The organism is Flavobacterium fluvii (assembly GCF_900129545.1).
Classification (GTDB): Bacteria; Bacteroidota; Bacteroidia; order Flavobacteriales; family Flavobacteriaceae; genus Flavobacterium; species Flavobacterium fluvii.
Genome location: NZ_FQWB01000002.1, coordinates 184,978 through 201,169 on the forward strand (window position 1 = coordinate 184,978; position 16,192 = coordinate 201,169).

Below are 16,192 nucleotides of genomic sequence, written 5' to 3' on the forward strand. Positions count from 1 at the left end.
AGGTTGGTTTTTTGTTAGGTTAATAATTGTTGCAAACCTCCAAATAAACCATTAATAATGCATTAAAATTTCGGAAATAGACTGGTACAAATCGGAATTCGCACCAATGATAGAGTGTTAAATATTGTAAATGAACGATTAAGGTTGAAGTGTCAAGATTTAAGAGAGTTGATAAAATCTGTAGGCGATGTCTGGTATTGTTTTTGAAAACACTTGCTAAAATAGCTTGGACTGGAAAAACCCACTTCGTATGCCACTTCTGAAATAGTCAGTTTTTGTTCTATCAAAAGTTCTGAAGCTCGTTTCAAACGCATTTTTTGAATGAGTTCAACGGGCTTGAATTCGGTTAAAGATTGAATTTTATTTAGCAAATGTCTGCTGCTTAAACCAATTTCAGAACTTAATACATCCACATTAAAATCAGGTTCGCTCATGTTGGCTTCGATTATGGCAATGACTTTTTTCAGGAATTCAGAATCAACTTTGGTTTCGATTTTTGTTGATGGTAGTTGCAATAAATTTTTGCTGAATTGCTCTTTCAATGTTTTTCGAATCTCGACTAGATTCAGTATTCTAGCTTTAAGCAATGTTATGCTAAATGGTTTCAGCAGATAATCATCGGCTCCGGATTTATAGCCGTCCAGATAGTGTTCTTCTGTTGAACGTGAGGTTAACAAAATTACGGGAATATGGTTGATTAGTTCATCATTTTTTATGGCTTTGCATAGCTCAATTCCATTCATTTCAGGCATCATTACATCGCTGATAATTAAATCCGGCAAGATTTCCAATGCTTTTTCCAGTCCTTTTTTTCCGTCTGAAGCCAGCGTAATCATAAAATCATCACTTAATGATTGATAGACAAACTGGCGCAGTTCCTCGTTGTCATCTACAAACAAAACACTTGGTTTGTGTTTTTCATTCTTCGATTTGGGAGGTTTGTTATTTGCTTCTTCTGAACAGCTATTAGCGATAGTATTTAAGGATGGTAAAGAACTGTTTAGTTGTGGATTGTTATTTTCATCCTTTTGCAATGAATCAGATTTAAGTGGAAGTATTACCTCAAAACACGTTCGATAACCTTCATTATTGTCAGGTTGAATCAGTATGACTTTTATTGAACCTGAATGCAACTCAACCAGGTTTTTGACAAAAGACAAACCAATTCCTGTTCCTTGGTTAGAAAATGTTATGCCCGACGGAGCTTGGTAAAATGGTTCAAATATCTTTTCGGTTTCTGAAGGATCAATTCCGATACCGGTATCCATTACCTTGATTTTATAATTGGTGCCTGCAAGTTCAATTGAAAGTTTTACTTTTCCGCCTTCGGGAGAAAATTTTATGGCATTGGAAATAAGATTGATAATTATTTTTTCCAATTTATCCTCATCAAACCAAGCATCAATTTTTTCAACCTTTTTATCAAACAGTAATTCAATATTTTGTTTTTCGGCAAAAAGCTTAAAACTAAAATAGAGTTCTTCCAGAAAGACCACAACATCACCTTGACTTTCTCTCAAAGGCATTTGTCCGGATTCCAGTTTACGAAAATCCATTAATTGATTAATTAACTTCAAAAGTCTGTTGGAATTTCGTTCAATGGTATTCAAATCATCCTTTGTTGAGGTATTGAATTCTTGAGTGGATTGTTGTAGAATGCGGCTAATATTACCCGTAATTAAAGTAAGTGGTGTTCGGAATTCATGCGAAATATTGGTAAAGAAGCGCATCTTGGCATTCATTCCCTCCATTTCTCGTTGGTTTTGTTCCACTATTTGTTCTTTTTGAACTTCCAGTTTGTCTTTCGACAGGGCCAATTTTTGGTTCAATCGTGACAATTGGTAATTTCGATTGTGGATACGCTTTTGATAAATTATTACAACCACGATGAAAAGGATAATTAATAAAATGAACCAGATTTGTTTCCAAATAGGAGGCGATACAACAAACTCAATTTTGGCAGGGGTATCATCAATATTAAAGTCCAAATCTCGGGATCGGACTTCAAAGGTGTATTTGCCGTCGGTCAGTCCGTAATAAGTGAAATAGTTTTTTTCCAGAAACGGAGACCATGCTCCATTATTCAAACGGTAGGAGTAGGAAAGTCTTTCTGTTGGAGTAGTATTGAAATAATCTTTGCCGGACCAATCAATCACGATGCTGCTCAAATACGGAATTGTATTGGGTTTTGTTATTATGTTGGTTTCCGGTAAGTTGTGATCTGGTTTGTAGTTGTAAGAAAAGAAATTCTGTTTTACATCATTGCCCAATAGGTTGTTGGTTAATGTTCTTCTTTTCCATTCCCGCACGGATTTATTGACCCATAAAGATCCATTCAAATCTAAAAAAAGTTCGCCTCCCTCTCTTGTAAAAGTCATTTGTCCTGAAAAAACACTGTTAGCCCAATTTACACCATCATACCTGCAAAAACCCTTGTCTGTGGCTACCCAAATATTTTTATTATTTATAGGCAAAATACTTATGATGGCATTGCTAAGCAATCCATTTTCCCTGTTATAATTTTGCCATTGGCGTCCATCAAAACTAAATACGCCATAATAGCGTGATCCAATCCACATTTTTCCGTTGGGTAAAGTACTGATGTATTCCTGATATTGAAACTGTTCTACGGGTTTGTCGTATCGTTTCCATTGATGTCCATCAAATGATGCTAAGTGGCTTCCTCCAACCCAAATACGTCCATCTTTTGACTGACCAATACCATAAGCATTATACATTTCCGTACTTTGACTTGCAGGATAATGAACTACTTTATAGGTGCCATCATGAAATTGGTAGCATAGCACACCAGCTTTTTCACCTTTTTCAACACGAATGTCAACAGCAGCTCCAAACCAGACATTACCGGATCTGTCTTCGAAAGCAGAGCGGTAGTCAATTCCCCACGATAAATTGGGGTAAAGATTCATTGTCCATTTTCCTTCTATGCAATTGGCAATGGCAGCAGTTTTATTGTGACTGCCAACAACCCATAATTGTTTATTTCGGGTTAAAAATACTTTTACAGGTTGGGATGGAAGACCATTTTCAACACCCAACGAATACCATTTTCCCTTATTGTTTACAACGACTCTCCCTTCGAATGAAAGAAAATATTTTACTCCATCCTTTGTTTGGCATTGAAAATTTAGATTTTTATAGGTTTTCCATTCGTTTGAAGAATAGTCAATTCGGAATAATGCTTTTTGTTTTGCCAGTACCCACAGGAAGCCTTTGTTGTCTTCAAACAGTTCAATCCTTGCATTGGGAAGAGAAAATTCAGGATTTTTATAGCTTTCCCATTTCCCGTTCTTGATCGAATAAATTACTCCCAAGCCTCCAATCCAGATTGTTCCGTCTTTGGTTCTTAGGATTGAAGTGTGCAAAAAGTCGTCACAAACTCTTTTGTCGGGTTCAACATAGCGCCAATTTTTTCCATTGAAAACATTGATTCCTACATCGTGAACCCCATTGACTACCCATATTTCTTTGCCAATTCTAGCTATTTTATTGCGGTAGGCATTATGGATTCCATCATTTTGATCGTAAACAGCCAATGTTGTAATCTTGCTGGATACGGGGTCATATTTGAAATGGAAAATTTTGATAGGCTTGTTTTCAGGAGCGGCAACTCCCCATATTGTTTGATCTGAATCAATAAAAAAATCTTCAACATAAAAACCTTTGTCATTGATCAATTCTTCAGACACTGTTCTTAATGCGAAGTCTGCGTTTTTTTCTTTTAATGATTTTATGGTGCTTTTAGAACTGTAGAAAGTGATTTTTCCTTTTTTCAGATGCAAAAGTCCACTATAAAAAGTTTTTCCGGTGCTTATTAAGATGCTGCCATCACTTAATTCACGGATGACGCCTACTTTGTATAATTTAGCTATTTTGGAAATAATTTTTTTAGGAAATATTTTATTCCAACCGTTAGCGGAATGACAAAACAATCCATTATCGGTACTTGCATAAATATCTTGTTTGTAATCTGCAAAGAGGTTGTTTACGGTTTTGTTGCTAAAAGTGGAGTCTATATATTTCCAGCTGATACCATCGTAGGATAGTACTCCATGATTGGCTCCAAATAAAAACTTTCCATTTTTAGTTTGTGCCATACATCTTAATCCGTCACTTTCAATTTCCGGAAAATTATTCCACCTCCAAGATTCATTAAAAGGATTAATGTTCTCTGGATGATATGCCGTTTGAGAAAAAAGTAAGGGAGTGAATAAGAGAAATACACTAACAAGACTAGTGAACTTGAAAGTTATTTGTCTATAGCTTCGGTACATAAAAGTAACATTGGTTTGAGCAAAAGTAAATAAAAAGAAGCCATGAAAAATGCTTCTCCAGAAAAATTGAAAAATTCAAGTATCGTTGGATAAAAGTAATTCTTTTTCGAATGAATTGGTTTTCCAATAATCGATTTAATGGAAGATAAAATAATTATTTATTCTCTATTTCCCTTTAAAACCCTTTTTTTCGAAAGCATCCATTTTAAAGAGTTCGCTGGTTGCTTCGATGGATGGCCAACCGTCTTTTGTGAGGTACAAAGGTTTTATGTTTAGCAAAGATTTTCCATCGACAGAACGAGTATAAGCGTGATAAACGATGTAAGTGGTGTCTTTTTCGGTGAAAATTCCGTTATGGCCACGACCAGGTTCTTTGTCGTCGCCAGCCAAGAAAAGGGAATATTTATCATCAACCCAACTTTCGCCTTCTTTATTGAGGTAAGGACCTTCAATGTTTTTGGATCTTCCCATAACGATTTGGTAATTGCTGTTGATGCCTTTGCAACAGATTCCCCTTGAGGCAAAAATGTAATAATAATCAGGACCTTTAATCAAGAAGACGCCTTCGCCCAAGTGGGAAGTCAGTTTTATCAACTTTGGATTTTCGTCCAATAATTTTCCGGTTTTTGGGTTCAGTTCGACCATTCTCAACCCACTTTGGTAGGAACCGTACAATAGCCATACTCGACCGTCTTTGTTCACGAATACATTGGGGTCAATCACGTTTACGCCTTCTCCTCCGTTTTTGAAACTAATAACGGCACCCTGATCTTCCCATTTATAGTTTGGATTTGATTTGTCTAAAGTTACATTGGTGGCATAGCCAATGCTTGAATTAAAATTCATCCAAGCCGAAACCGAATAATACAAATGATATTTCCCGTCACGAAAATGGATGTCTGGCGCCCAAAGAACTCCTTTTTGTTCTGGAATGTCTTTTTTCCACCAATCCAGCACTTCTCCTTTGGGAAAAACGCCATGGTCATTTACCCAATTGATTTTGTCGGTTGATTTTTTGGAAGAAAGTCCCGTGCCAAAAACATAATACCAATCTCCGCCTTTAATCATTACGGGATCGTGCACTTTTAAATCCCCTTTCAAACCATTGTTTTCAATGGTGTCTTGGGAAACTTGCTGTGACCAAGAAACTATTGAAAATAATAAAATCAGCAACGTAAAACTATTTTTTTTCATTGGATTTGGAGTTGAATCAGAATTTGTATTAATGTAGTTTCGTCAGTTCGAGTGTTTTATTAAAAATGCTGTCGCATTACGATTCAAAATCACTCGAAGTGACGAGTGAATTCTTAGAGAAACGACATTGGAATTAGGTCTAAAATTGTTAGAACTTATTCCTTTTTCAAGGCCTCAATAATATCAGCCGAAACCTTTATCACGGTTCCATGACGTGTTCCTTGAGGAAAACTGACTTGCTCCGAGATATCTTCCCAGCCCTTGGCAGTTTGTTTTACGGCACCATATTTTTTCTGGGTATATTTATCAAAATAAACCACCCATTCGCCATTTATTTGGGTTGCAGTTGGACCTTCAGCCCAATACTTGCCCGTGATTGGTTCGCTTGCTTTGGAGTACGGACCTTTAAGGTTTTTGCTGGTGGCTATTTTCAAGTTTTTTTGGACCGGTACTTTTGTTTCGTCCTTCAAGAACATGGTGTATCCTTTTTCATCTTTTACGATGGAAGCGTCGATTACATTAAAACCGGGTTCATAAAGTAATTTCGTTTTTTTGAATTTCTTGAAATCTTTGGTGGTGGTGTAATAAATCCTGTGGTTGTATCCTTTTTCTTCAGTGGATTGTGTTTCCAGAAATTCACCTTCAATCGTGGATGCCCAATAAATCATGTATTTTTTTGAATTTTCGTCATACGTTATTTCGGGAGCCCAAGTATTTCTTGATTTTGCTTCGTGTGCCATCACGGGTAAAAATTCTTGTTTAGACCAGTGAATTAGGTCTTTGGAAGAAGCATAACCAATGCCGTTGTCTGTCCAGCTATCTGTCCAAACCATGTGATACAAACCGTCGCCGCCTTTGATGACGCAAGGATCACGCATTAATTTGTCCTTGCCAACTTCTGGAGTCAAAAAGGAAGTGTCGTTTTTTAAAGTTTCCCATTTATAACCGTCTTCGCTGTAAGCCAAATGCAAACCGTCTTCGCCATTGCCCTTGAAATAAGTAAACACGTAGCCATCGGGTTTCAAGGTGAAATTATTGGCTACCAGCCATTTTTCGCAGGCGGTTGGCCAAAATTGGTTGGTTCCTTTGACTCCTAAACCAAAACCGTGTCCGCCACTTTGATACAGGTGCATTTCGACAGGAACTTTTTGGTTTTTTAAAGCAAGGTAATAATTGATGCTGTTTTCAACAGGAACCGCTTTGTCGTCCGTGGCGTGAACCAAGAAGGTCTTAGGCGTTTCAGCCGTAACTTGCTTTTCATTCGAGTATTTATCGATGAGTTCTGGAGCCGCATTTTTTCCTATTAAATTAATTTTTGAACCTTCGTGCGTGATGCCCGTTTCCATGGAAATCACGGGGTAAATTAAAATGGAAAAATCAGGTTTGGCACTGCCATTGTCTTTGGAATCATACACTTTGTCATTGTAATGGGTGGACAAAGTGGAAGCCAAATGTCCTCCAGCCGAAAAGCCCATAATACCTATTTTGTTCGGATTCAAGTTCCATTTCTGGGCATTACGGCGCACCAATCGGATGGCTTCTTGGGCATCTTGCAATGGTCCGATGTTTTTGTCTTTCATGATCAAATCGCTCGGCAACCTGTTTTTTAACACAAAGGCGTTGATGCCCAAATTATTCAACCATTCGGCTACTTTATAGCCTTCCTTGTTGATGGCCAACATACCGTAGCCACCACCGGGACAGATGATAACGGCTGTTCCGTTTGATTTTTTTGGATCTGCCAAATAGACCGTAAGCGTGGGTTGACTTACATACCGAACGCCGCTAAGAATGCCGTTTTTGTCCAATTCTGTTTTCTCGACATAGGCTGCGGATTGAATTTCACCGGGGATTTTGTCCCACAACGGAATACTTTCCTTGTTTTGCGAAAAAGCGGGAATGCTCATTCCCAATGTCAAAAATGCTACTACAAGCTTAATTTGATTAGTTGATTTTTTCATAAAATTCTATTTCTACTATGCGCAATTGCCCTTTGGCATCTACGGCTGTTTTATCTTTAAATAAATCTAAATCCTTGGTTGCTTCTACTTCAACAATATTGCTGAAGCCGTCTTTTTCGGTATTGGCTCCAATCAATTCTATTTTGATGTTTTGGGCAAGAACGGGTTCCAATGGAATGGTAATGTAGCCTAAACTTTGGGCCGTATTTCCTTTATACACTTCTTTTCCGTCTGCTAAAATACGAATTGGATAGCTTTTTGACCTCCAACCGGTTAATTTAACCACACATTCATTTACCATTGAGGGTTTTGACAGCGTGTAGGTTATGAAAGCGCTACTGCTTTTACCGTCATTTCTCCATTCGGTCAATTCGTTGTCGTCATAACTTTTGTAGACGTCATTTGCATTGGATGGAGAACTTGCATTTACTATTGAAACTGGATTTCTTTTTAGGGTATAAGAAGGCGTTTTTGGTGTTGCACCTCTGTCTAAATTGGAAGCCAAATCGATTCCCGGCAATAATTTTGAAAGCCCGTTCTCCACTTTTACGGCTTGACTATCAAAAGTTAATTCGGCTGGTTGCAAGCCTTTGGCAGTTGCCGTAATTTTTATTTTACCCGCTTTTGTCAAAGATTGCAACATCACTCGATTGATGCCATTTTCGACAGGAATATTTTTGGAAAGGATATAATTGTTGGGGCCTTGTGCAATGCCTCCCAACCAAGTTGACGGGCCATCAACTACAAAGCTAATCATGTCGTTGCTGAGAGGACAACGGTCTCCGTTTTTGTCCAATACTTCAACATCTATCAGGGCTACATCGGCTCCATCTGCCAAAAATCCTTTGGGTTGCGTATTCAATTTCAGTTTGATTGTAGCGGGAGCTCCGACAGTTTTTTTGTAATCCTCGCTTAGAATAGTTCCTTTTTCATCATAACCAATAGCCTTGATTGTTCCAGATTTCCAAGCGATATTGTCAAAAGTAAACAGAAACTGGTGGCTCTGTTTTCCAAAACCTTGAGAAATTCCGTTTACAAAAAGTTCGACTTTGGCAGCTGTAGAAACCACATAAATGTTTTTCACGACGGCATCTGCATAGTTCCAATGCCCCAAAATGTGCGTGCGGTGTTTTTCGATATCGACCCAACCGTCCCACATCACTTGATGCGCCCAAAAACCGTCTTTCGGAATGCGCATCGCATCGACTTCGCCACTGGTTCTATAATTCGATTCGCCACGGTGATGGGTGTTGGAATCCGAAAAAATAATGTTTACGCCACCTGAATTTACCCTTTTTCCGGTGCCGGGTCTTTCCCTGAAATAATCATGCCAACGCTCCACATCTTCAATGGCGTGTTCGTCTTGATTGTGGTTGTAATCTTCTGCGGGTTGGTCTCGATACAAAGGCCCCGCACCTTCTTTGTGAAAAGGAGGGGAGAATTCGTCCCAATATTTGCGCAAGCCTTCGTCTCGAGAATATTCGGTTGCCCACAATGGTTTTTGGGCACTTTTGTTGATATACAACATTTCTCCACCATATTCTGCTTCTTTGCTGTCGAGCATTTCACGAGAACCGATGGCACGTCCGCCAAAAGGATCGAACGTGTTTCGGATGGTTTTCATTTCGAGCATGTGTTCCTCGCTGATGGATTCATTCCCACATTCGTAAAAAATAATGCTCGGATTGTTTCGGTTGTAAATGATGGCATCGCGCATCAGGTTGATGCGATGGTTCCATTGTTCGCCTTTCGCATCTTTTTCGGCATCACCGGCCGGCATTGCTTGCATTAGTCCAACTCGGTCGCAGGATTCCACGTCTTGTTTCCAAGGCGTTACGTGCATCCAACGCACCAAATTTCCGTTGCCTTCCACAATTAATTTATTACTGAAATCACTCAACCAAGCAGGAACCGACATTCCGATAGCCGGCCATTCGTTGCTGGTTCTTTGAGCATAACCTTTTACTTGAATCACGCGATCGTTGAGCCAAATTTCCCCGTTTTTGAACTCGGTTTTTCTAAAGCCTGTTTTGGTGGAAACTTCGTCAATGATTTTTTCGTTTACTTTCAAAATTGTTTTCACGGTATATAAATAACCGTAACCCCAACTCCAAAAATGCAAGTCTTTAACCAAACTATTGGCTTTCATAATTTTGGTTTCATTGGGTTGAATCGTGGTTTTTTCTCCCGAGAAAGCAGCGATTTGTTTTCCGTCGAGATCTTCAACAATAACATTGTATTCCACCGTTTTGGCAGATTTATATTCATTGTGAACTTCTGTTTCGGCATTGATGGTGGCACTTTCTGCTTTGATGTCAATATTGGAAGCATAGACATAAACTCCCGTGGTTTTCAGATTGGAATAGAGTGGGAGGGTTTGGTATAATTTGTCGGTAATGTGCAAGTAAACATTTTTTGGAATACCACCATAATTGGCGTTGAAATTATTGTTGTTCCATTGATAGGTTGAATTGGTTTCCAGTTGTCGGTATTTCCAATCGTTGTCTATTCGAAGCGCAACGGTATTTTCTTCTGGAAAAGGTTTGATGATGTTTGAAATGTCAAGACCAAAAGCCATTACCCCATTTTCATGCAATCCCACTTTTTGTCCATTGACATAAATAACACCGCCTTGGCGAATGCCTTCAAATTCCAGGAAAACCTTCTTGTCCTTGATTCCTTTTGGGAGTTTGAACTTTTTTCGATACCAAACAATGCCAGTGGTCAATTCGACTATATCTTTTTCAAAAGCTTCTTCTTGGTTGAAGGCGTGCGGAAGGGTTACTTTTCTCCAAGCGGCATCATCGAAAACAGGAGATTCCGCTTTTTCGAGATCTCCTGTTTTTAGTTTCCAATCGGCGTTGAAATTGTATTTTTCCCTTTTAAATTCTTGAGAGAATATAGTGGAATTGATAAGTAGTAAAGCAAAAAACAAGAGTGCTTTTTTCATGATTGTTTTATTTTATAAATTTCTGATACAGAAACAGCAAACATTCTATATGGTTTGATGTGCCTATAATTTTAATAGGCGGTAAATATATTATTTAAAAAGTTTTGCCAATTCCAACTGTTGGTATTTAATTTCCTTTACAAACAGACCTGCCACAATTCCAGCACCGTAGTGATTAAGGTGTGTGTCGTCTTTTTTTCCATAATTGTACAACTCTTTGGATTTTTCCATTCCTAATTTTATCACTAATTGCCTGGTTTCTTTTTCCATGTCAACATAAAAAGTATTGGTTTCCCTGGCTACTTCTTCTGCCGCCTCAATATATTCTCCATGGGAATCTACCAAATTACCTTTTTCATCAAAGTGGCGTCGGACGATGGAAGAACAAATGATTGGAATACCACCTTTATCCCTGGTTTCGCGAACAAAATTTCTCAAATTATCCTTGAAGGAAGTTTGCGCATCGGTATGAAGTTTGGGTTCGGGTTTTTCGTCATTATGGCCAAACTGAATTACTACATAATCTCCTTTTTTTAAACTGTCTTTTACTGTTTTCCATCTGCCTTCGTCCACAAAACTTTTGGTACTTCTTCCACTGGCTGCATGATTATGAACCTTGGCTTTTCCCGTAACATAATCGGACAATTCAACACCCCAACCAGATTCCGGCTTCCTTTCTGCTTTTTTGGCTGCCATTGTCGAGTCACCAACCAACCAAATATTTACTTTGTCAGCACCTTTGAAAGAAGTGGAAATTCCGGCAATAACCAACAAGGCCAGTATAATCTTTATTTTATTCATCTAATTGTTATTTTATAAACTAAACACGGAATCAATCGATTAAAACGGTTATCTCGCCTCCATTTGGGTCAAAGTCAAATAATGCTTTATCGTTTGAAATTTTGGAAGGCAATAATTTGCCTTTTTGTTTGGCTTTTAATTTCGTTATTTGTCCTTTATTCACAACCATCGTCATTGGAATATTGAAAAGGCTTTTTTCTAAAGTGAGAAGGGGAACTACTTTCCATTTCTTTCCGTTTTCTTGAATTTCAAGTTTGATGTTTTGTTGTTCGGCAGTATAAGCCGAGACATCTTGGAATGTTGCAACCCAAATTTTATCTTCCAGACTTTTGACTTTTTCCAAATGATTCCATAGAATAGATTCGTTTTTGAAGGCATCATAGCCATTCGTAATTCCGTGAATCATGGTTACGCACCAATCACCATTTTTCAGAATCGACTCCAATTTATCCGATAGACTTTCAGGAGTGGATTTACTTCCCATTTGAAATTCGCTTGTACGAGTTCCTACACGGTTTTTAGACACTATTTTAATTATCTCGCTATTTCTGCTGTTGTTGGGATAACCAAAGGTTGTGGGTCTCTTTCCTATTTTCTTTTCAATAACACTGTCATTGTGCACTATTTCAAAAAGCAACTCTTCCGGAGTGCAAAGCGTTAATTTTTTATGAGTCCAACCATGGTTTGATATTTCGTGACCATGGTCGCCCATTGTTTTTAATTGACTCCAAGTTGCGCGAGGTTTTTCCCACTGGAGTCCTAATTCACCTTGATTGATAGTGTTGCCATTTATCCAAAAAGTGGCTTTAAAACCTAATTTTTCAAACTTTGGCAATACCAAGGTGAAATGTTCTTTAAGTCCATCGTCAAAAGTATAACTAATGGCGCATTGTTTGTCTGATTTGTATTTTGCAACCGAAAAAAGGGGAGCAGAAGTTTGAGCTGATGCAAAGCTGAAAACCAATACACAAACCAAAAACGGCCAAAGTTTGTATTTCATTTTATGGATTATTTTATTTTATAAACTTCGGAACCAGCCAATAGGAAACAACCGAGTCCGTAATCTTCAAAATCAGGAATTTTGTCGTAAGTCAATGGTTGTCCGTCTTTTGGTTCTTTACCTGTGGATTGCAGGTAGCCTAAAAATCCATTGTCGTGCAAGCTTTCTTTTGTCAGGGCATTCCAAGCTTTTTGTATTATAGGCAAATAGGTTTCTTTTTTCAAGATTCCACTGTTAACGCCATACGCCATTCCGTAAACAAACAAAGCTGTACCAGAGGCTTCTTTTTCGCCAAAATTAGTCGGGTCGTGCAAACTCACATTCCAAAAGCCATCGGCTCTTTGAATTGGTACCAATGCTGCTGCCATCGCTTTCAAATCTTTAACATATTGCTCTCTATGAGGTGCATTTGCTGGAATTATGGTCAATACTTTGGCCAAAGCCGCAATTACCCAGCCATTCCCACGACTCCAATAACAATCTTCTCCGTTTGGTTCTTTGTATGGTGGATCAAAATCGGCATCACGCCACCACAAACCATCTTTTGGGTTATAAAGTCCATGATCGCCATGATTGTTTCTGGAATACATGTACATTTGGTACATTTTTTCGTAATAACGATTGTCTTTTTCGAGTACACCCAATTTTGCAAAAACCGGCATTCCCATTTGGATGGCGTCAATCCAAGACCAATCGTCAACTTGCGGTGTATTCAGCAACATGTTAACTGTTGCTCTTGTGCTTTTTAATTTTTTGGCATCCGGTTCTAAATTGTACAAATCGATATAAGTTTGTGCCGCACAATAATCATCGGCATTGCGGTTTGCACTTCCGTTTCTAAATCCCCATTTGTGAAATTCAGACCAATCATAAGCATAGTTATAATAGGCCTCTTTAGGGTATATTTCATACAATGCCATTAATCCTTCATAATACACGCCGCGTGTCCAAATATTGCTGGGACGTTCTTTGTTGGTGACGATTGTTTTGCCCACTTCCGGCCATTTTTGCATAAAATAATCGTTGGCAAGCATCATTTGTTTTAGAACTAATTTTTTGTCAAATAATTCCTGGGCGCTTGTAGTGCTAGTGTATAAAAAGCAAATCGCGAAAAATAAAAGTAGCTTTCTCATTTTAGGTATTCGTAAAGGTGATTAATTTTGTTGTTTTAAAGGTGTAATGGTAATTGGTCCCAATAATCCAGAAGGCATTGGATTCCATTTGGTGGCATCAAATTTATTGTAATCTTTGTCAACCATGTTTATTTCGTAAAAAATCTTCCATTCTTGTCCTTTTAATTCCATGTCCCTAACTCTATTGGCAGCTAGATTGGTAACTTGAATTTTTAAGGTGTTTTTTCCCGGTTTTAATTTACCCAATTTCAATTGGTAAGGAACCGACCAAGCCGTGCCAATAAATTCATTGTTTAACCATACTTTGGCACTTTCGCGAACATCCCCCAAATTCAAATTCCAATTATCGGTTTTGGCGTTTGGGTTGTTAAATTGTAAAGTATAAGTGGCTGTTCCAGAAAAAGCTTCGGCTTCAGGGCTTAATTTAGTCCAAGATTCCAAATTGGTAACGGTTGCCGCCGGAGGAAGTTTTGGTCCGCCTTTGTCAAAACTGATTTGCCATTTTCCGTTTAAAGTAACAGCATCGGAAGTTTTTTCGTAATAGTTCCATTTCTTTTGCGAAGCGGTATTTTCTGTTTTCAAGAAGTAGGATTGTCCCGGTTCTATTTTCAGTTTAACCAAGGTGTTGTTGGCCGATTTTTGTACAACGGCATTGCCATAATCTCTAGTCAATGGGTCGAAAATAACGACTTCTTTATTGCCGATTTGCAAGGGAATAAAATCTTCAATTGTTTTGGAAGAATGATTCACCAAATAGTATATTTTTTCTCCGTCAATAGTTCTTCTGGTAAATTTTAAACCAGAGTTCACAAGGGTTTCAGGAAATATTTGAGCTTCGTCCAAAGCTTTGAAAATATCCGAAACAGGATTTACGGAAGTTTTGTTTGCCGCTAAAATAGCTTGAAGTTGCTGTTCTTGTTTTTTATAATCGTAAAATCCAGGAACCGATTCAGGCAATCCTTCAAAGATGATTTTGGCTCCCGCTTTTTGTAATTCGATTAGTTTTTGCAAAGTGGCCAACGGCATTTTTTTGCAGGAAGGAATGATCAATGATTTAAAAGTTCCGCCAGGCAAACTAATTTTTCCGTCCACAACTTTGGCTTCTGCGATAAAATTATCGGAGATGAAATCTACGCCGTATCCTTTTTTCATCAGGCTTTTGGTCGTGTCGTAAAAAGAGGTTCCATACAACCATTCAGATAAAGAATGTATTTTAAATTGGAAAAACAAACTGCCTTTTTGGTATTTGTCCCAAGTGTCGAAAATAGGCCAGTAAAGCAAAATTTCATTGTCGGCCTTGCCTTGTTGCAACATCGATTGGCAGTTGGCAATATACGAAAACAGGGATGGAGCATCTTCCCAAATCGTATTGTTGGCATTGAAGTTTACCGAAGCATAAAATTTCCATCCCGGCCATGCAGCCCTTGTTGGCGAATAGGTGGAACCGTGAAGGAAAATATGGTTGACCCCATTCAGCATTAAATCTTCCGCTTCCGGTTTACATTGTGACAAGGCAGTTTTGAAATGTTCTCTCAACCAAGTAAATGTTTCAGAAGAAACCAATGGCTTTCCTGAAATATGGGCGGCAGAAGAGGAAAATTTCAACATTATTGGATCGGCATCTCCTTCTCTAATATCTTCTTTTTCGCGTCTAAAACCGGGAATGTCAAAAGGCATGGAACCAAAAGTTTCGCATTCCGGAATATCTGCCGAAGCATAGATGTCGATAAGATTTCCTGGAGAACCATGGGCTTGAAGTTTAGTCTTGAAGTTTTTGTCGTTTGCCCATTTTGTCCAAGATTTATCGAATTTATTCAACAACAAATCAGATAGGGTTTGGCGGTAGTCGCTCCTGATTCGGTTGCCCGTTTCATTGTCGGTTTCGTTTAGTAAAAGCGGCAACTGCTCTTTTAAATCATAGCCTCTTAGTGTTTTAAATTCTTCAAAAAAGCGAGGCGTAAAATCGGTGCCGTATACTTCATAACTATCGTTGAAAATGGCTCGTATTTTTCCTTCGCGACCCTTGAATGCGTTGTTGAAAGGAACAACATAAGCATTAAGTGCTTCTTCGGAATAATGGTCTACCGTGTAACCTTTTCCGCCGGGAGCAGCTCTTTTTACTTGTTGTCCGGTTTTACCGCTAAACACGGCGTAAATGGTGTAATCTGTTTTTTTGGCTTTCCATTGGAGTAGATTTCCTTTAAGCAAATCGGTCAAATTTATATAAGTTCCGTTGCTTCCATAAGCAACAACATACAAGAGTGTCGCAGGTGTTTTTTCTTTGGTAGGGTCAAACGTTATCTCTTTGTCAAAGATTTCATTTTTCTTGAGGGGGTATTTTTCTATGACCAACTTTGTTGCCGCATTGGGCAAGGTGACATGAGATCCTCCATAAGGCCAGCCGGTACCTAAAACCATGTCGACTTGCATGTGAAGACTGTCGGCAACTTTAATGGTGTAATCCAACATTTCCATCCATTTTGGAGAGAGGTAATCGATAAAGTTGTTTTCTTCCCCTTTTACTCCATAAATAGGAGTGATTTCCACTCCACCAATTCCGGCATTATGGAAATCTAAAAGACTTTTTTTAAGGTTGGGTTTGTCTACAGCACTTCCCATCCACCACCAACGAGCCCATGGCTGATTGATATTAGTGGACTTTGGCCAAGGAGATGTTGTTTCTTGGGCAAAAGTAGTAGAACTAATCAACATACTTAAAGCAAAAAGAATTCTAAATGGATACTGTTTCATTCGTTGTAACTATTTTTTTGATTTGTTTATTTTCGGTGAACTTTGAATTTTTTTTCAGGAATAGCAAAAAAAATGCCAGAATTTAAGTGCTTATGGCACTTTTATAA

8 protein-coding genes are annotated in these 16,192 nt (G+C 38.3%); all 8 read right to left on the reverse strand.

Going from position 1 to position 16,192, the window contains the following annotated elements; translation table 11 throughout:
- Positions 1-152 precede the first annotated feature (152 nt).
- Entirely contained in the window at positions 153-4,118 is a 3,966-nt protein-coding gene (locus BUC16_RS06470; RefSeq protein ID WP_073369066.1) for a hybrid sensor histidine kinase/response regulator transcription factor, read from the reverse strand.
- A 342-nt stretch (positions 4,119-4,460) separates the two neighbouring features.
- Complete coding sequence (locus tag BUC16_RS06475; RefSeq protein WP_073369068.1) at positions 4,461-5,489, reverse strand: arabinan endo-1,5-alpha-L-arabinosidase; 1,029 nt, start codon at positions 5,487-5,489, stop codon at positions 4,461-4,463.
- 155 nt (positions 5,490-5,644) lie between these two features.
- Positions 5,645-7,450 (reverse strand): prolyl oligopeptidase family serine peptidase, encoded by a 1,806-nt coding sequence (locus BUC16_RS06480; protein WP_073369070.1) that lies wholly within the window; start codon positions 7,448-7,450, stop codon positions 5,645-5,647.
- Positions 7,434-10,400, reverse strand: coding sequence for a glycoside hydrolase family 2 protein (locus BUC16_RS06485; RefSeq protein ID WP_073369072.1), 2,967 nt, complete (start codon positions 10,398-10,400; stop codon positions 7,434-7,436). Before BUC16_RS06485 ends, BUC16_RS06480 begins: the two co-directional genes overlap by 17 nt.
- 90 nt (positions 10,401-10,490) lie before the next feature.
- Entirely contained in the window at positions 10,491-11,201 is a 711-nt protein-coding gene (locus tag BUC16_RS06490) for a rhamnogalacturonan acetylesterase (protein ID WP_073369074.1), read from the reverse strand.
- A gap of 31 nt (positions 11,202-11,232) precedes the next feature.
- The gene (locus tag BUC16_RS06495; protein WP_073369076.1) at positions 11,233-12,201 is read right to left on the reverse strand and encodes a polysaccharide deacetylase family protein; all 969 of its coding nucleotides are present in this window, start codon (positions 12,199-12,201) and stop codon (positions 11,233-11,235) included.
- An 8-nt stretch (positions 12,202-12,209) separates the two neighbouring features.
- Entirely contained in the window at positions 12,210-13,334 is a 1,125-nt protein-coding gene (locus tag BUC16_RS06500; RefSeq protein WP_073369078.1) for a glycoside hydrolase family 88/105 protein, read from the reverse strand.
- Between the two features lie 21 nt (positions 13,335-13,355).
- Positions 13,356-16,085: a glycosyl hydrolase gene (locus BUC16_RS06505; protein WP_073369080.1), complete on the reverse strand. Its 2,730-nt coding sequence runs from the start codon at positions 16,083-16,085 to the stop codon at positions 13,356-13,358.
- Positions 16,086-16,192 lie beyond the last annotated feature (107 nt).

Excerpts from the sequence above, each read along its gene's own strand:
- BUC16_RS06470 (WP_073369066.1), bottom strand. The coding sequence starts at position 4,118 with ATGGCACAAACTAAAAATGGAAAGTTTTTATTTGGAGCCAATCATGGA.
- BUC16_RS06475 (WP_073369068.1), bottom strand. The coding sequence starts at position 5,489 with ATGAAAAAAAATAGTTTTACGTTGCTGATTTTATTATTTTCAATAGTT.
- BUC16_RS06480 (WP_073369070.1), bottom strand. The coding sequence starts at position 7,450 with ATGAAAAAATCAACTAATCAAATTAAGCTTGTAGTAGCATTTTTGACA.
- BUC16_RS06485 (WP_073369072.1), bottom strand. The coding sequence starts at position 10,400 with ATGAAAAAAGCACTCTTGTTTTTTGCTTTACTACTTATCAATTCCACT.
- BUC16_RS06490 (WP_073369074.1), bottom strand. The coding sequence starts at position 11,201 with ATGAATAAAATAAAGATTATACTGGCCTTGTTGGTTATTGCCGGAATT.
- BUC16_RS06495 (WP_073369076.1), bottom strand. The coding sequence starts at position 12,201 with ATGAAATACAAACTTTGGCCGTTTTTGGTTTGTGTATTGGTTTTCAGC.
- BUC16_RS06500 (WP_073369078.1), bottom strand. The coding sequence starts at position 13,334 with ATGAGAAAGCTACTTTTATTTTTCGCGATTTGCTTTTTATACACTAGC.
- BUC16_RS06505 (WP_073369080.1), bottom strand. The coding sequence starts at position 16,085 with ATGAAACAGTATCCATTTAGAATTCTTTTTGCTTTAAGTATGTTGATT.